This is a genomic window from Pseudomonas sp. S1(2024), from assembly GCF_046557535.1.
This window is the reverse complement of the sequence record NZ_JBKGFP010000007.1, coordinates 64628-82088: the sequence shown is the minus strand read 5'-3', so window position 1 is coordinate 82088 and position 17461 is coordinate 64628. Positions and strand designations below refer to the sequence as shown.

The 17461-nt window shown below is 53.7% G+C and carries 15 protein-coding genes and 1 pseudogene; 11 read left to right on the top strand and 5 right to left on the bottom strand.

Annotated features, from left to right (window positions below; genetic code table 11):
• The first annotated feature begins 80 nt into the window (after positions 1-80).
• The 8 genes and pseudogenes from tnpC (at position 81) to guaB (ending at position 11122) form a co-directional block, all read left to right on the top strand.
• Positions 81-1594 (top strand): annotated as a pseudogene (gene tnpC, locus ACLCGK_RS05185) (IS66 family transposase).
• Positions 1595-1759: 165 nt separating this feature from the next.
• Positions 1760-2521: a FadR/GntR family transcriptional regulator gene (locus ACLCGK_RS05180; RefSeq protein WP_410951425.1), complete on the top strand. Its 762-nt coding sequence runs from the start codon at positions 1760-1762 to the stop codon at positions 2519-2521.
• Between the two features lie 2 nt (positions 2522-2523).
• Positions 2524-3693 (top strand): siderophore-interacting protein, encoded by a 1170-nt coding sequence (locus ACLCGK_RS05175; RefSeq protein WP_410951424.1) that lies wholly within the window; start codon positions 2524-2526, stop codon positions 3691-3693.
• 29 nt (positions 3694-3722) lie between these two features.
• On the top strand, positions 3723-5927 hold the full coding sequence (locus ACLCGK_RS05170; RefSeq protein ID WP_410951423.1) for a TonB-dependent siderophore receptor: 2205 nt from the start codon (positions 3723-3725) through the stop codon (positions 5925-5927).
• Between the two features lie 7 nt (positions 5928-5934).
• On the top strand, positions 5935-7179 hold the full coding sequence (locus tag ACLCGK_RS05165) for a hypothetical protein (protein ID WP_410951422.1): 1245 nt from the start codon (positions 5935-5937) through the stop codon (positions 7177-7179).
• Between the two features lie 196 nt (positions 7180-7375).
• Positions 7376-8116 (top strand): TrmH family RNA methyltransferase, encoded by a 741-nt coding sequence (locus ACLCGK_RS05160; RefSeq protein WP_410951421.1) that lies wholly within the window; start codon positions 7376-7378, stop codon positions 8114-8116.
• A gap of 275 nt (positions 8117-8391) precedes the next feature.
• Positions 8392-9603 carry an MFS transporter gene (locus ACLCGK_RS05155; protein WP_410951420.1) on the top strand — a complete coding sequence of 404 codons (1212 nt, stop codon included), beginning with the start codon at positions 8392-8394 and terminating at the stop codon, positions 9601-9603.
• Positions 9604-9658: 55 nt separating this feature from the next.
• The gene (gene guaB, locus ACLCGK_RS05150; protein WP_410951450.1) at positions 9659-11122 is read left to right on the top strand and encodes an IMP dehydrogenase; all 1464 of its coding nucleotides are present in this window, start codon (positions 9659-9661) and stop codon (positions 11120-11122) included.
• A 10-nt stretch (positions 11123-11132) separates the two neighbouring features.
• Here guaB and ACLCGK_RS05145 read toward each other — a convergent pair whose 3' ends face one another.
• A complete protein-coding gene (locus ACLCGK_RS05145; RefSeq protein ID WP_410951419.1) occupies positions 11133-11840 on the bottom strand; it encodes a FadR/GntR family transcriptional regulator in 708 nt (235 codons plus the stop codon).
• 155 nt (positions 11841-11995) lie between these two features.
• On the opposite strand from ACLCGK_RS05145, the gene ACLCGK_RS05140 reads away from it, so the two are divergent.
• The 3 genes from ACLCGK_RS05140 (at position 11996) to ACLCGK_RS05130 (ending at position 15106) form a co-directional block, all read left to right on the top strand.
• A complete protein-coding gene (locus ACLCGK_RS05140; RefSeq protein WP_410951418.1) occupies positions 11996-12877 on the top strand; it encodes a fumarylacetoacetate hydrolase family protein in 882 nt (293 codons plus the stop codon).
• A complete protein-coding gene (locus tag ACLCGK_RS05135) occupies positions 12874-13659 on the top strand; it encodes an alpha/beta fold hydrolase (RefSeq protein ID WP_410951417.1) in 786 nt (261 codons plus the stop codon). Before ACLCGK_RS05140 ends, ACLCGK_RS05135 begins: the two co-directional genes overlap by 4 nt.
• A gap of 118 nt (positions 13660-13777) precedes the next feature.
• A complete protein-coding gene (locus ACLCGK_RS05130) occupies positions 13778-15106 on the top strand; it encodes an amidohydrolase family protein (RefSeq protein ID WP_410951416.1) in 1329 nt (442 codons plus the stop codon).
• Between the two features lie 93 nt (positions 15107-15199).
• On the opposite strand, the gene ACLCGK_RS05125 is transcribed toward ACLCGK_RS05130, so the two are convergent.
• The 4 genes from ACLCGK_RS05125 to ACLCGK_RS05110 all read right to left on the bottom strand — a co-directional run bounded on the left by ACLCGK_RS05125 (position 15200) and on the right by ACLCGK_RS05110 (position 17285).
• On the bottom strand, positions 15200-15943 hold the full coding sequence (locus tag ACLCGK_RS05125) for a FadR/GntR family transcriptional regulator (protein ID WP_410951415.1): 744 nt from the start codon (positions 15941-15943) through the stop codon (positions 15200-15202).
• On the bottom strand, positions 15903-16388 hold the full coding sequence (locus tag ACLCGK_RS05120; protein WP_410951414.1) for a FolB domain-containing protein: 486 nt from the start codon (positions 16386-16388) through the stop codon (positions 15903-15905). The genes ACLCGK_RS05125 and ACLCGK_RS05120 overlap by 41 nt, the downstream gene beginning before the upstream one ends.
• A 3-nt stretch (positions 16389-16391) precedes the next feature.
• Positions 16392-16949 carry a GTP cyclohydrolase I FolE gene (gene folE / locus ACLCGK_RS05115; RefSeq protein ID WP_410951413.1) on the bottom strand — a complete coding sequence of 186 codons (558 nt, stop codon included), beginning with the start codon at positions 16947-16949 and terminating at the stop codon, positions 16392-16394.
• 81 nt (positions 16950-17030) lie between these two features.
• Positions 17031-17285: a LysR substrate-binding domain-containing protein gene (locus tag ACLCGK_RS05110; RefSeq protein ID WP_410951449.1), complete on the bottom strand. Its 255-nt coding sequence runs from the start codon at positions 17283-17285 to the stop codon at positions 17031-17033.
• Between the last annotated feature and the right edge of the window lie 176 nt (positions 17286-17461).

Below are 17461 nucleotides of genomic sequence, written 5' to 3'. Positions count from 1 at the left end.
GCAAAGTCGGCGGCATGATTTCACCTTCCCATCTCAACCAACTAGATCCTGAATAACTGCGCGCTTTGGCGGCGCAGTTGATGCAGCGTGTCGAGACCCTCGACCATCAAGTCGACACGCTGGGTAAGACCGTTGAGACGATGGGCCAGAAGATCAACCGCGACCAAACGCTGATCCAGAAACTGACCCACGAAATCGCTCAGCTTAAGCGCTTCAAGTTTGCCAAGCGCAGCGAACAATTAATCAGTCCAGCTCAAGCCAGCCTGCTCGATGACCTGATCGACGCTGACATCGCGGCCATCGAGGCGGAGCTGGAGGCGCTGCAAGCCACTCCCGTGTCGACCGAGACCAAGCAGAAACCTAAGCGCACAACTTTGCCGCAGCAGTTCCCGCGTACCCTGATCCACCACGAGCCGGACAACACCCAATGCACTTGCGGCTGCGCCCTCAAGCGCATCGGCGAGGATGTCAGCGAAAAACTCGACTACACGCCGGGCGTGTTCAGCGTCGAACGCCACATCCGTGGCAAGTGGGTTTGTGATCAATGTGAAACTTTGATCCAGGCACCGGTACCGGCACAGATCATCGACAAAGGCATCCCGACCGCCGGCTTGCTGGCCCAGGTGATGGTCGCCAAGTACGGTGATCATTTGCCGCTGTATCGTCAGGAAATGATCTTGCCCGGGCTGGCTTGGCCATCCCCCGCTCAACCCTGGCGCAGTGGGTCGGTACCTGCGGAGTGCAGTTACAGCCGCTGGTCGATGCCCTACGCGAGGCAATACTTGAGCATGACGTGGTGCACGCTGACGAAACCCCGGTGCCGGTACTCATGCCTGGTGCGAAGAAAACCCATCGTGCCTATGTCTGGGCTTACGCCACCAGCGCGTTTGCCGACATCAAGGCGGTGGTTTACGACTTCAGCCCCAGCCGTGCGGGCGAACATGCCCGGCGCTTCTTGCAAGACTGGAAGGGCAAGCTGGTGTGTGACGATTTCGGGGGTTATAAAGCCTCGTTTTCGCTCGGCGTGACCGAACTCGGCTGCATGGCCCATGCTAGACGCAAGTTTTTCGACCTGCATGCCACTAACAAAAGCCAGCTAGCCGAACAGGCCTTGCGTTACATCCAGTTACTCTACGAAATAGAGCAAGACGTCCGCGACTTGGAGCCAGATCTACGCCGCCGAATACGACAAGAAAAAGCTGTACCGGTGATGGATGCATTGCATGCCTGGATGATCGTCCAGCGCGAACGTGTGCACGACGGGGTGGCTATCGCCAAGGCCTTCGACTACAGCCTGAAACGTTGGACGGCACTGTCTCGCTACCTCGATGACGGTGCGATCCCCATCGACAACAACCACGCGGAGCAGCAAATCAGACCGTGGGCCTTAGGTCGCAAAAATTGGCTCTACGCCGGATCGGTGCGCAGCGGCCAACGTGCAGCGGCGCTGATGAGCCTGATCCAATCGGCCAAACTCAACGGCCATGATCCGTACGCCTATCTGAAGGACGTGCTCATGCGACTGCCAACGCAACGGGCAAGCGAGATCGCGGAGCTGTTGCCGCATAGCTGGATGCCGTTACGCAACCTGTAATCCCCACGCGCTTACAGTGTTAATGCCGAGGAAGCACTCGATCTGAGTTTAGGCTCCCGACACTCGTCACCCATCCGCCACGGCGCATAAGAATAAATCTCATTGTCGCATCAAACATGGGATGTTAGGATCATCCCCTTTGAAGCTTCTTGCTCGGTGACAATCATGCAAACAACTTTCCCTGGTTCATCGGTGGTCAGCTCTACGAAAAGTCGCCACTGGATTTCATCCACCATTGATGCAATCCGTCTACGCATCGCCAACCAGACACTGCGCGTTGGTGATCGACTGCCAGCCGAGGCAGAGCTGCTTGAGCAGATTGGCGGCAGTCTCAACACGGTGCGCCAAGCGGTACGAACGCTTGTGAACTGGCAGTTTCTGGAGTTCCGCCCAGGCGATGGCTTGTACATTGGAAAAGCTCGGCAGTCAGTCGAGGCATGGCGGCAACACAATCGGACCGGCATCCGCGATCACTTGGAAATGCAGTATCTGCTGGAGGTGGACGCAGCGCGTCTGGCTGCGCGTCGTCGCAACATGAACGATATTCGCCGCTTGAGGGAGTGCCTGGCATTACGCGGTGAGTACAGCACAAACGACAACTTGGATGACTTCATCATTCGTGATCGCGAACTGCATATGGCAATTGCCGTTGCTTCTCACAACCTGGCGCTGCAAACGATGTATCGCTCTTTCAGCGTTTTAATGCGCAGCCATATGTTCGCGATTTTTGCTGACGGACAATTGCTGGACATTGATTTTGCGGCCCACAACGCGGTCGTTGAATCGATCATTTACGGCGATGAGGAAGCAGCTGTGGCGTCAGTGAAAGCAATGCTGATCCCGCCAATTGAACAACTCAACCAACTCTTGGGCAACGACAGCGGTGCTCTAACCCAGGCCGAGCGCTTGGGCACTATGTGGGTTTAAACATGAGCAGACAGATTTTTTCCATCAGTCAATGCACACGCATTGAAATGCGATTGCTCAAGGCATTGCGCGCGTTGAAATGGAAGGACAACTGGCCGGCACAGGCTGGTTTTTTTCTAGAAGAAATTGGACTGGAATCTTCGCAGACGTTTGTTTTTTCGAGCCTGATTGACGCTGTGATCAAGGCTGACCCCGAGTTTTATTTACTTGGTCCTGTCTCACCTTTTGTCTCGCGCGATGAGCTGAATTTGCTGGCGGCACTAGGAAATGCATCTCGCAAAGCCATCAATAGCACTGAGGGTCAGGACATCACTATCCCCCCTGTGGTGGGAACCTTGGTAGATGAATGCGGAGCGGAGTTGCGCAAGGCAAGAGTGCTCATGAAGACCCGCTCCCCCCTGATGAACAGTCGAACAGTGCCAGGCATCACGTCCCAAGTCGTTTCATTTCAGGATGATCGAACGCTTCGTAACGTCAAGGTGGTGTCAGTTCATCGGCCGACGCCTGGTGTGAGGCGCGTTATTTTAGGTGGCCACTCACTGAAGACGTTCCAGACAGATTTGCCTGCGCAATGGGTGAAAATCTTTCTACCGGACGGCACTGCTCACCCTGTAGGTCGCGCCTTCACCATTCAACACTTTGATGCAGTTAAGAAGGAGCTCACGTTCGACATTACGCTGCACGAAAGAGGGCCAATGTCTCGATGGGCATTGAACGCCAAACCAGGAAATGCACTGCAACTCGCTGGCCCACGTGGTGGTTTTAAGGGTGTAAGCCCAAGATCGTGGCTGCTTTTGGCCGCAGACGAAACAGGTCTGCCTGCGATCGCGTCTATCGTGAGACAGCTGCCTGCTGACCTCGTGGTGCATATATTCGCCGAGATTGCGGACGAAACCGAACGCCCATTCTTGGAGGTTCAACCTCGCGTACATATTCGATGGATCTACCGAAATGGCTCGCCAACCCAGGATCCTGAAACCTTGAGCGAAGTACTTCGCTACAGCCCACTCCCAGCCACTGGTGGTGATGCCTGGATCGCTGCCGAAGCCTCGGTCATTCGAACTATTCGCACGCATTTGTTGCGAGAACGTGGATTCGAATTGGGCCGTGTTCACGCCGCTGGCTATTGGAAGCGTGGCGAGCAGGATCACTGTGATTTAGCTGCTGGCTAAAAACTACTATAGCCTATCGGAAACAAGACATGGATAACCGGTGCATATTCATCGGCGGGGCTTCGTTCGCCTTGGTTTTGGGGTTTGCCCCGCAAACCGTGCTAGCTGCAGTTGTGGATGGTAAATCTGCAGACCCCGCTCCAGCAGGAACTATTGTCCTCACCGATGTGAAAATAGAAGGCACAGCAGTCGAGCAGACCGATGAGGTGAATGGCGTAGTCGCACACCAATCAAAGGCCGGCACGAAAACAGCTGCTGACCTCTCCGAGGTACCACAGTCAATCTCGGTTGTGGGTCGTACACAGATGAATCAACAAAAGGCACAGACCGTAGCCGAGGCTCTTAAGTACACGCCAGGAGTGTTTGCTGATGCCCGTGCGGATGGCTTGTTCGATGGATTGTTCATTCGTGGGTTTGGTGGCTTCGGCGGCCTTGCGAACTTCTCCAAGCTGCTCGATGGTTTGCCACTTCAATCAGGGCAATACTTGGCGACCCCAGCGGTAGACCCTTACCTGTTGGAACGTATTGACGTGCTCAAAGGGCCGGCTTCTGTGCTGTATGGGCAGACCAGCCCCGGTGGCGTGGTCAACCTGGTCAGCAAGCGCCCAACCATGACAGCGCAGCATGAAGTCGAACTCCAGACAGGTAGTCGGGGACGCGAGCAGATCGCGACTGACCACTCCGGCCCCATCGATGATCAAGGGTTGTGGAGTTATCGACTCGCCGCAATCAGCAAAAGAGCCGATACCCAGATCGATCGCACTGAAGAACAACGCGTTGCGATTGCCCCCAGTCTGACCTGGCGCCCCAACGATGATACTTCGTTGACCCTGCTCGCCAGTTATCAGAAGGACCCGTCCAGCTACTACACCGGTTGGGTACCTGCCTCGGGGTCAGTACTGAAGAGTAGTAATGGAAAAATATCGCGACACTTTAATCCTGGAGAGCCTTCGGTTGATGCCTACGACCGTGAGCAAACGCTTTTTGGTTATGAATTCAGCCATCAGTTAAATGACACGTGGTCGTTCAGACAGAACACCCGCTACATGGACCTCAACTCTGAATACAAAGGGTTCATGGTCAATTTTGTAAATCCTTTTTCCGCCACGCAGCCCGGCGAGCTCAATCGACTGGCTGACCACAGCATTGAGAAGCAGCAGACTTTCAGCGTCGACAACCAACTAGAGGCGAACTTCAATACTGGCGCTCTGGAACACAAGGCACTGATTGGATTTGAGCATGATCGCGCGCGCTCCAGCATGCGATTTGGTCGATCCTTCAGTGTGAATGGAATCAACTATCTGCACCCGGCTTACGCCGACGCCATCGTACTGCCTGCGTTGACGAGCCACACCGTGCAGACCCCTGAACAGAACGGTTTGTACCTGCAGGACCAGATTAAAGCGGGTAAGTGGACTTTCCTCACTGGTCTTCGTCAGGACTGGGTGAAATCAAGCACTGAAGATAAAACCGCCGGCAGCCGCACTCACCAATCAGACCAGGATCTGAGCGGCCGCGTTGGCGTCGTATATGCCTTCGATAATGGAATCTCGCCATATGCCAGCTATTCCACTTCATTCGAGCCTGTAATCGGAACGGATGCGCAGGGTCAAGCTTTTCAGCCCACCAAGGGCGAGCAGTATGAGATAGGCGTCAAGTACCAGCCTGTAGGGTGGGACAGCTTTATCACGCTCTCTGCATTTCAAATCAAGCAAAAGAACGTCCGATCCACTGACCCCGACAACGCGCTTTATTACGTGCAGATCGGAGAGGTCCGCGTTCGAGGGGCAGAGTTGGAGGCGCGTGCAAATCTGACCGATCAAATAAGCCTGCTCGCGGGCTATTCGGTCCTTGATCCTGAAGTGACTAAAGATACCGACAATACCAATGAAGGCAATCGTCCCGTTTCGGTGCCATTGAGTCAGGCATCTGCCTGGTTGGACTACGCGTTCAGAGGGCAACTCGATGGCCTCAGCAGCGGCATAGGTCTGAGGCATATTGGGAAGTCTTACGGGGATACAAGTAATGATCTCTCCGTTGATTCCTACACGTTGGTGGATGCCGCTCTCCGATATGACCTGGGCAAAGCTTCCTCTGCGCTGAAAGGTTGGTCAGTCGCCGTCAACGTGAACAACCTAAACAACAAACACTACGTAGCTTCCTGTTTCTCTGAGGGTGGCTGTTTCTATGGCGCAGAGCGAACCACGCTCGCGAGCTTGAAATATTCCTGGTGAGGTATGTATGGGTGCGTTGAATCGTTTGCAGGACGAAGTGATGCATCGTAAGCCTCACTTAGCCCTCAAGTCGTTCTGGGTATTGTTTTCGGTCGGGCTGTTGTACGTGTCTTTCGGTGTCTGTTTTGGACTCCTCGAGTATGGAGTCCCTCCGATCTTGATGTCCCGAGGGGTCGATCTGGCATCAATGGGATGGGTAATAGCGCTGTACATCCCGTTTGGCCTGACATTCCTATGGGCGCCGCTGATCGATGCAAAATCACTACCCTGGTTGAGCTATCGCATTGGTTGGATTGCACTTTCGCAGTTGCTCAGTTCGGCACTGCTGGTCGTGATCGCGCTCGGCGAAAATTACTCACCGGCAGTGTTGTTTGGCCTGGGCCTGGCCGTCTGCTTCGCAATCGCAACCATGGATCTTGCGCTCGATGCGTTGGCTGTGGATATCGTCGGATCAAAATACCGGGCGACGGCTGCCGGACTGAAAGTCGCGGCATTGGCGCTGGGCGGACTGATTGGAGGCGGCGTGCTGGTTGGGTCGTTCGATCGCTTGGGCTGGAGCGGCACTTTTTTGCTGACGGCGGCATTACCGCTGGTGACATTGCTGCCTGTGCTCACACTGATATATGCCGATAGACCGCAATCCTTCGGTGCAGCACGGGCAAGTATTCTGACCACTCTTCGCAGGCCCGGAGCGCTAAGGCAGACCCTGTTGCTCTCACTTACCACCACAGCAACCATCGCGCTGGTTTACTTCCAGCGGCCAATATTGGTTGAAATGGGAGTGCCACTCAGTGACATCGGTTGGGGCCTGGGAACCCTAGCGCCGATTGCTAATAGCTTTGCTGCTCTGGCCATCGTGCCGATTCTGGCCCGGACCTCTCCAGCAAAAACACTTGCGATGCTGGTGTGCTTATCGGCGCTTTTCGCTGGCGGCACAGTTATGAGTATTCAGATGGCCTCTACCAAAGCAGTCATGGTCTGGGCGTTGCTCCAAGGGGTTGCAAGCAGCGCACTGTCGGTCATTATTTACGCGCTCATTCTCAAATGGTCCAGCCGGGACCAGTCCGCCACTGACTACTCAGTTCTCTGTGGCACCAGTCGTTTGCTAGCGACGGTGACGCTCATGGTTGTGCCTCAAGTCATCCCGTACCTGAATTGGGCAGCGTTCTACGCACTCGCGATAGCAACACTGTGCATTGTTGCCCTCCTGATTCGCCGGGAGGTAGCCGATTTAGCAGGCTCGGGGTCATAACTAACCAGTCATTTTTTCCACTCGCGCGCAACAATCGGCTCGGGCAGATCGAACTTCAAAACTTTCAATATTAAACGCATGACGTATTAGAGCGCCGCTGCGCCCCAGAAAAAACTTGACTAACTCATTGCGACCTCAAGTGTCGTTCTACTCGTAATCTTTTCCGCCAATCAATATACGCCACGAATAATTAACTATGACCAACGCTCAATTCAAACGAATTCAATCTCTCAGACATCGTAAATCTCGATCGGAGCAGCGCGCTTATTTAGTTGAGGGGGAGAAGTGCGCCCGTGAATGGTTGATGTCAACAGTACAGCTGCATTGCATTGTCGCAGTTAGAAGCTGGATCGAAACCAATGCCGAGTTGATCGCTCGTCATCCGGAAGCCATCCTAATCCATGCTGAAGAATTTGAAATGGAGCGTCTAACCAATTTAACGCATGCACAAAAGGTCCTGCTGGTTGCGGAGCAGGCGGATGCTGTCGATTATTTTTCTCATGCCGATAATTGGCAACTGTACCTGGATAAAATACAGGACCCAGGCAACATGGGGGCGATCATCCGTATCGCTGACTGGTTTGGCATTCGCAATATTTTATGCTCACCAGACTGTGTTGAAATTTATAACCCTAAAGTAATCCAGGCCTCAATGGGCAGCCTTCTCAGAGTTGGATTTACTGAACTAACTCACGAACATTTTTTGACAATCAACAACAAGCCCATCTATGCAACTTCATTGGCGGGAAAAAACATAAAGAAACTCGAACAGCGGCCCTGTGGTGTAATCGCCATGGGCAATGAGGGCCGAGGATTATCCGAAGTGATCCTGCAGTCAGCACAGTATCAAATAATGATACCGCGGGTAGGTGGTGCAGAGTCCCTTAACGTTTCAGTCGCTGCAGGCATTATCTGCTCCGAGTTAATCCTGGGATAAGTGGACTGAGCAGCAATAGAACACTGTCAAATTCGACACTTTAACGACCTATCGCCGCTGAAATTTATGAGGGCTGACATGCCTCCTTTTAGTACGAAATCGTGAAAATTCACAGCCCATAACATGGGATGTTAGGATCAATGGCGTTGTGTCGTTAAACATGGGATGTTAGGATGAATAACATTCAGCCTTAGCACGGTAACGATCATGCGCACCTCAGCTCCCATCCCGACGATCATCCACTGCCCCCTCAGCATTGCTTGCCGGAAGACGTGATGGCCCTTAAGTCTCATCCGGGCTCTCACCAGCTGCGCATCCTATTTTCAGTCGGTTTTTTGTACCTCTCCTTTGGTATTTATTTCGGCCTGCTTGAGCAGGGCGTGCCCCCCATCTTGTTGGATAGAGGGCTGGATTTAACGTCGATGGGATGGGTCATTGCGCTCTATATCCCCTTCGGCCTGACGTTTCTATGGGCGCCCATGATCGATGGAAAAGCCTTGCCCTGGCTGGGGTATCGCATGGGTTGGATCGTGCTGTCCCAACTGGTCAGCTCATTGCTCCTGATCGTTATCGCCTTCGCCGGCGCTGCTTCGGCCAAGCTTTTATTTGGCCTAGGCATCGTGGCCTGTATTGCAATTGCAACCATGGATCTGACGCTCGACGCACTGGCTGTCGACATTGTCGGACCTAGGTACCGGGCCATGGCCGCGGGGCTAAAAGTTGCCGCACTAGGGTTAGGAGGGCTGATTGGAGGCGGGGTGCTGGTCGGCTCCTTCGATCAACTGGGATGGACAGGAACGTTCTTGGTGACAGCAGTAATACCACTGTTGATATTGCTGCCTGTGCTGTCACTGATGCCTGAAGATAAGCCGCGCGCCATGAGCGCTATGCCTGCCAGTATTCTGATTACCTTTTGCCGGCCAGGGGCTTTGAGGCAGATTGTTCTGCTTTCACTAAGCACCACCGCGACAGTCGCGCTGGTCTACTTCCAGAGACCGATTCTGGTTGAGATGGGCGTACCGCTGAGCGATATCGGCTGGGGATTGGGAACGTTAGCCCCGATCGCTAACAGCATAGCTGCGCTTGCGGTTGCCCCTATCCTGGCTCGAACTGCTCCAGTTAAGGCTTTGGCGCTGCTCGTAATACTGTCGGTGATTTTCTCCATCGGGACAGTGGTAAGCATTTCCGCAACATCCTCCAGAGCGGTAATGGTTTGGTCGCTGCTTCAAGGGATAGGAAGCAGTGCTCTGTCAGTAATCATTTATGCGCTCATTCTTAAATGGTCCAGCCAAGAGCAGTCTGCTACCGACTACGCCGTTCTGTGCGGCATCAGTCGCTTGTTAGCCACTGTGACGCTTATGGCTGTTCCTCAGGCGCTCCCTTATCTGAATTGGGCAGGGTTCTATGCCATCACCATAGGAACCCTGCTCGTCGTGACGTTCCTGATTCGGCGAGAGGTCGCTCACTTGGCGGAAGTGGGGCCATGACCAGCGATTCCTGCCGTTCTTGTTCGTGTTTTATTTCTCTCGCCTCGGAGGTTCAATCATGAGAATCAAACAAGATGTACTGGCGTTCGATGATGTTTTGCTGGTCCCTGCCTACTCGGACATCCTGCCCAAGGACACCGACCTGACCAGCCAGCTCACGCGCAAGATAAAACTGAATATTCCGCTGACCGCCGCCGCCATGGACACCGTTACGGAGTCGCGCCTGGCCATCGCATTGGCACAGGAGGGCGGTATCGGGTTTATCCATAAAAACATGACGATTAACCAACAGATATATGAAGTATCGAGGGTAAAACGCCATGAGTCGGGCGTGGTGCGTGACCCTTTAACCGTAATGGCAGATCAATCGATCGGCACGGTTATCTCACTGGCGGCTGAGTACAAAATCTCCGGATTTCCAGTGGTAGATAGCTTCAACCAACTGGTCGGCGTAGTGACCAACCGTGATTTGCGTTTTGCAGGCGAGATCGAAAAGCCGGTGTCGATGATCATGACGCCCAAGCAAAAACTCATCACGGTTCCGGATGGCTCCAGCATCGCCATGGCCAAAGCCAATATGCATCAGCACCGACTGGAAAGAGTTCTAGTGGTCGATGAGGACTTCCGACTGACAGGCCTGATTACCGCTAAGGACATTCAGAAATCCACCGAGCATCCTCTGGCTTGCCGAGACACGCTCGGCCGCCTGCGTGTAGGCGCTGCTGTAGGCGTTGGCCAAGATACAGATCTTCGTGTTGAGGCGCTTATCAAGGCCGGTGCTGATGTGATTGTCGTGGACACTGCTCACGGCCATTCAAAGGGTGTGATCGATCGCGTCCGCTGGATCAAACACTACTTCCCCGAAACTGAAGTTATTGCAGGCAACATTGCAACACCGGAAGCCGCCTTGGCACTGGTTAAGGCAGGGGCCGATGCTGTGAAGGTGGGTATCGGTCCTGGATCAATCTGTACGACCCGCGTCGTTACCGGAGTCGGTGTTCTTCAGATCTCCGCCGTGGCCAACATTGCTGAGGCACTCAAAGGAAGTGGCGTGCCGCTTATTGCAGATGGCGGCATTCGTTTCTCTGGCGACATCGCTAAAGCTCTGGCGGCTGGAGCGCACACCGTGATGTTGGGTGGCCTGTTTGCAGGAACTGAGGAAGCACCAGGTGAGACTGAGCTCTTTCAGGGGCGCAGCTATAAGAGCTATCGAGGCATGGGATCTTTGGCCGCAATGCAGCAAGGCTCCAAAGATCGCTACTTTCAGGACAGCACTCAGAGCGCTGACAAACTCGTGCCTGAAGGCATCGAGGGCCGGGTACCTTACAAAGGAGCCTTGTCAGCTATTGTCCATCAGTTGTTGGGTGGATTGAGGTCATCCATGGGGTATACCGGATGCGCAACCATCGAGCAGCTTCATGAGAAGGCCGAATTTGTTCGCATAACCGGTGCGGGCTTGCAGGAGTCGCACGTGCATAACGTGCAAATCACCAAGCAGGCGCCCAACTATCAAGGCTAAACAGACAGGTCTAGTTGCGACCAAACAGGTTGCGCTGGACCTGCACCAAATGCGCTTCAATCAGCTCGCGAGACAGCTTTTCGTCACGGTCACGCAATGCGTCAACAATAGCTCGGTGCTGACCTTCGTACTGGCTTCGGCGCTCCGGGGTCAACGAATTTTTCTTCAGCCGGCCCCACTCTCCCTCCTCTCGAACTTGAGTAATGAGCTCCAGAATCTTAAGGAAAAAGTTGTTATGCGTTGCCTCGGCGAACGCTTGGTGAAGTGCGCCATCCCAGTGCTCAAACTCTTCGATCGTCGTCGCGGCCTCAGAGCGGACAATGCACTCGCTCATTTTTTCGAAATCAGAAGCTGTGGCATAGCGGACGATCAGGCTTGGCATCTGGGTTTCGATCAGCAGTCGAGCTTCCATCAGCTCAGCTGGACTGGTCTGGGCAGAAGTAGGGCGTGCTTGTACCTGAGGGATGATCTGGCTGACGTTGTCTGAAACAAACGTTCCGCTGCCAACCGTCTGTGTAATCAAGCCCATTTCTTTGAGGTTCGACAACACGCGCCTGACAGCCCCACGTGAGGCTTGGAAAGATTCACTCAGTTCTCGTTCGGCAGGCAGCTTATGGCCTCCTGGAAGCCGGCCACTTTCGATCTCTTCGACCAGATACCTAGCCAAGTTCCGTGCACCGTCGGCGCGTACGGACTTTTGGGCCACTGCTTCACTCACGCTGAAAGCCTTGTCTGTAAGGGGATGGATGCCACTGGAGGTAAAAGATATACCAATTGGTCTTATTTTGCAAAAAAATGGTTGCAATGGATCTTTTGTGGTTCTATATTTCGCCTCGCCTGGACCAAAACAAGACCGCAAGAGGACCAATACCAATGAAATTCGCAACCATTGAAAACGCCGACGGCACCCAATCTGTTGTCGTCGTTAACAGCGAAACTGAGCGATTCTGGCCTGTTTCCGATCTGATTTCTGGTTTTAAGGGCGACATGAACCAATTGGTTCTTGAATGGGACCAGCTCAAGTCAGACCTTGCTCCTAAGGGAGAAGGCTTGCCGTTGGAAAGTGTGACCGTCAAAGCCCCCATTCTGCCACGTCGGAACCTGTTCTGCGTCGGCAAGAATTACCACGAACATGCTGCTGAGTTCAGCAAATCCGGCTTCGACCACAGCGCAAAAGAAGGCGAAGTCGCACCTGAGTTCCCGGTGGTTTTCACCAAGATTCCGGAATCCGTAATCGCTACCAACGAGCAGATCCCTCGCCACGCCAATGTGTCTGACCAGTTGGATTACGAAGCTGAGTTTGCAGTCATCATCGGTAAGGGTGGCCGAGGCATCTCGAAAGCCGACGCTTACTCCCACGTCTTCGGCTACACCATCGTCAATGACATGACCGCTCGCGATCTGCAAAAGCAGCACCGTCAGTGGTTCCTCGGCAAGTCGCTGGACGGCTTTTGCCCAATGGGCCCGTGGATCGCTACCTCTGATGAGGTGAACCCTGCTGATGCCACTATCAAGTGTTGGGTCAACGGTGAGCTGCGCCAGGACTCCAATGTTGGTCAGCTGATTTTCGACATTCCTACTCTGATCGAAACGATTTCCGCTGGCATCGAGCTTAAGCCTGGCGATGTCATCGTGACCGGTACCCCCGTTGGCGTGGGTATTGGCTTCACACCACCGCGATTCCTCCAGTCCGGTGACGTAGTACGAATTGAAATTGCCGGTATCGGCGCACTTGAAAATGAGGTAGCAGCATGAGTACTCAAATTCTGAATTACGTTGCAGTAGAAGTTTCGGGCGAGGGCACCCCACTGTTGTGCATCCACGGCCTGGGTGGCTCCTCCAATACCTGGACTCCGGTTCTTCCTGCTTTGGAAGGTTTCAAAGTAATTCGCATTGACCTGCCGGGCAGTGGCCGTTCTCCTCTGGGCAAAACTCCGCTTTCCATCGATTTCTACGTGGAAACGGTAGAGCGTGTGCTTGAATCGTTGAACATCGACAAAGTTCATCTGGTGGCTCACTCGATGGGCACGATTGTCGCTGCACACTTCGCAGCCAAACACCCTGAGCAGGTCAGCAGCCTGGCCCTCTTCGGACCATTGCTCGCCCCGCCAGATGCTGCGCGTGTGGGTATTCAGGCGCGTGCCGACCTGGCCGGCAGCGGCGGTGTTGCTGCTATGCAGGAAATTGCCGACGCAGTTGCAAAAGGCGCTACCGCCCAGCAAACCAAAGACAACCAACCAGCAGTTATCGCACTGGTTCGTGAATGCATCATGCGCCAGTCTGCGGAAGGCTACAGTCAGAGTTGTGCAGCGTTGGCCAAAGCTCAGCCAGCGGCAGTGGAGAACATCTCTGCACCTGTCCTGCTTGTGACAGGCGACCAGGATGGTGTGGCACCGGTTGCAGCAGTGCAGGCATTCACAGAGCGCCTGAGCAACGCACGTATGCAAACCCTCGAAGCTTGCGGTCACTGGACCACCTTTGAAAAACCAGAGCAATGCGTTAGCGAGCTGAAAAACTTCTACGCATCCATCGCGTAATTGATGTGGCGGTCGGCGTAACAACCTTCGCTGACCGCCACCGTTAAACAGGAGCGAGTCTTAAAGCAACCCGGCACTACGAGCCTGTGAAGCTCGATAAAAATTTCGGAGAATTCAGATGCACAATAATAAGATTGCATTCACGAATGTCACCATTTTCGACGCCAGCGGTGACAAGCCTTTCAAAGGTAGCGTTTTGGTTGAGGACAACCGCATCAAGCGCATCTTTCGCGGCAATGCCAAGCCGCATGATCTAGACGCCCAAACTATCGATGGTAAAGGCGCCTTTCTGATGCCTGGTATGACGGAGGCTCATACCCATTTCTCATGGAATGACCAGCCAACGCTCAACGCAATTCAGTTCATGCCACCCGAGGAGCATATTCTCTGGTGCGTAGGTGTCGCCAAACGTTACCTCGACATGGGCTGGACCTCTTGCATTGGAGCAGCCGCCGCCAAGCCTCGGCTGGACGTGGTCATGCGCAATGCGATCAACTCAGGGCAGTTCCCTGGGCCTCGCTACCTTGCCGGTAGCCAAGAGGTTTCCACGATCGGAGCTCTGGGTGATAACACCCTGCCACACCTGCCATTTCCAGAGCTGAACTTCGGCGCTTTGTGCTGCGGACCTGAGGAAATCCGCAAGTCGGTTCGCACCTTCATCAAGTACGGTGTCGATCATCTGAAGATTAACCTTTCAGGTGAATACATCGCGGGTATCCCAGCAGAAACCTCTCCCTTCTCGGAAGAAGAAGTAGCGATGCTGGTGAGCGAAACCAAACGATTCGGCAAGCGCGTTGCGGCCCACGCCCGTTCGGCTGAGTCGGTAAAACAATGTGTTCGTTATGGTATCGATATCATCTACCACGCCAGCTTCGCGGACGAAGAAGCACTCGACATGCTTGAGGCGAACAAGGAAAAGCATTTTGTAGCACCAGGGTTGGCGTGGTTGATCCGCACCACCTACAACGCGTCAGAATGGGGTATTACGCCGGCGATTGCGGAAAAGATGGGCTATAAGCGCGAGCTTGAAATTGCCTGTGAAACTCTGCAAAAGATGCACAAGCGTGGTATTCGCGTGCTTCCTGGCGGTGACTATGGCTTTGCCTGGATGCCTCATGGCACCAATGCAATGGACCTCGAGTACTTCACGACCTATCTGGGCATGAGCAACATGGAAGCGCTCGTTGCTGCGACCAAGCTCGGTGGCGAAATCATGATGCAAGGTAGCGAGCTTGGCCAAATCAAGGAAGGCTATCTTGCTGACCTGATGTTGGTCACGGGTAATCCACTGGCTGATATTCGCGTGCTTCAAAAACCTGAAAACATCGCACTGGTCATGAAAGACGGAGCCATCCACAAAAGCTCGTTTGCAATTCAACCTCCAGGTGCCGCTATGCATCACTTGCCAGGTCAGCAAAACGAACCAATGGCTATGGTATTTACATGATAAAGGGCGCCTCAGGGCGCCCTTATTCAATCTGCCCCCTAGGCTAAGGACTGATGCTCCCGACCATCATTCTCAAATCGATAGAGGCAACCATCACTTCCAAAACGTTGCGCCGATCTTGTTCATCCATTTTGCATTTCCAGGCTGCGTGCCTAGCAACTCGTCGAGCTTGGTTATCAGTGGTTGCAGCATATTGCGAGCGGCAAAGGCTGCTGACTCCTCATCGCCAGCCACAATGGCATCAACGATAATTTCGTGGTCTTTGAGGCTAGGCTCAGGCAATTGAGCGTCTGAAAAAATGCTCTTGGTGTGGCTGTGTATGGAGGCGTTGAAGTAGGCATACAGTGCTTGCAAGGCATCATTGTGTGAGGCCGTTGCGATCGCGACATGGAAGTTGCGATCACGGTCGAGAAACTCGTCGAGGTCGCAAGAGCTTGAATACTCTCCACGCTGGTCAAGCGCAGCTTTCAAGCGAGCTATGTCTTCGGGGGTTCGGCGACGTGCCGCAAATCGCGCGGCCTCAGCCTCCAGAAGACATTGCAGTTCAAGGTGATCGCGTAATCCCGTGCGGTTGAGCTTACTCACCGTTTGCGCGGGATCCAGTTCGCGACGGACATAGGTACCGTTACCTTGGCGAACCTCCAACATTCCCGAGTGAGAAAGCACCCGAATGGCTTCACGGATGGTATTGCGGCCGACGGCGAACTGTTCCGCCAGCTCTGCCTCTTTGGGAATGCACTCGCCAACTTTCCACACCCGCTGGTCGATCAGTGAGCGTATGGTCTGGATAGTGGACTCAACCAGCGAGAGGCGTGGAACGGGGGTTTGACTTGTCATGACTTGATTCATTCTCTATGTAAGCGATAGATCCTGAGATCCCATATTTTTCATTATACGCAGGGCCGACTGTCGATCGTCGAGCCGTTAACGTTACGGCGACGGATTCGGTGAACCTCAGGGCGAGCAATCGCTCGACCTTTATCTTGGCGTACTCAACCGACTCAAACGTCATCACCTTATTGAGCAACTCCTGAGCAAGGCGCTCAAGGAGTGCAAACCGCTCATTCTCAACGTGTGGAATGAGGGAATTGACTACTTTCTGGTAGTCGACCGCAGCATCGACGTCGTTGTCTCTCATCGCCTCGCCGGCGTCATACATCATGATCAGACTTATACGAAGATCCTGCTTGTAGAGCATCTCTTCTTCGAGCACGCCAACGTAACCGCGCAGGCTGACGTTGTTGATTTCAATCCTGGCCAAACCTGATTTGATAATGCGCATGGCTTAACTCCTGCGTATTAGTCCCAGAAACTCTTGCCGGGTGCTGGCCGAATCTCGGAACGACCCGAGCATTACAGAGGTTTGCATCAGAGAGTTTTGCTTCTGCACACCCCGCATCATCATGCACATGTGCTGTGCTTCAATGACGACGCCAACACCCTGCGCATCTGTCACTTCACGAATGGCTTCGGCGACTTGCTGTGTCAGGTTTTCTTGAATCTGCAGTCGCCGGGCGAACATATCGACGATACGTGCCACTTTTGAAAGACCCAGAACATTCCCATTGGGTATGTAAGCGATATGGGCCTTGCCGATGAAAGGCAACAGGTGGTGTTCACAGAGAGAGTAGAGCTCGATGTCTCTTACGATGACCATCTCGTCAGTGGTTGCAGAGAAAAGCGCGCCGTTAACCACATCGTTCAAGCTGAGGTCATAACCGCTGCAGAGGTAGCGCATAGCCTTCGCTGCACGCTTGGGTGTGTCTACAAGTCCTTCGCGATTAGGATTTTCCCCAAGGCCCTCCAGTATCCCTCGGTAATTTTGTTGCAATGACTCGTTCACGGAAAGGTCCTGACGGATTTAGGAATGCAAAGATCCTAACATCCTATGTATGGCATTTCAACGAACAGCCCGATACCCGGTTCAGCGTCGGGATACCCGGCTTCGCAGAAAATCTGCGAGAACTCGTACCCGTTCGGGGATGTAACGGGTAGGAGGGAATACGAGAAAAAACTTAAACACGTCATCGGAATGCCAATCCGTAAAAATCGGAATGAGCCTCCCTTCCTCTACTTCGACGTTTGCGTAGTAGCTAGGCACTTGAATGATGCCCAAGCCCTTACAAGCCGCAGCTACTAAGGCCAAACCATTATCGCTACCAATCCTGCCTGCCGGCAGGAAACTATGGGTTTCCTTACCTTTTCGATAACTCCAGCGCCGACCCTCCTTCGGCGAGCGCTGCTGAGGAGGCCACTATGGCAGCCAGGATGGCGGTGATACTTTTGATGACTTTCATTTCAATCACTCCACTAGACGTGACTGAAGATTAAGGTTTTGAACGAGCCCCATGAAAG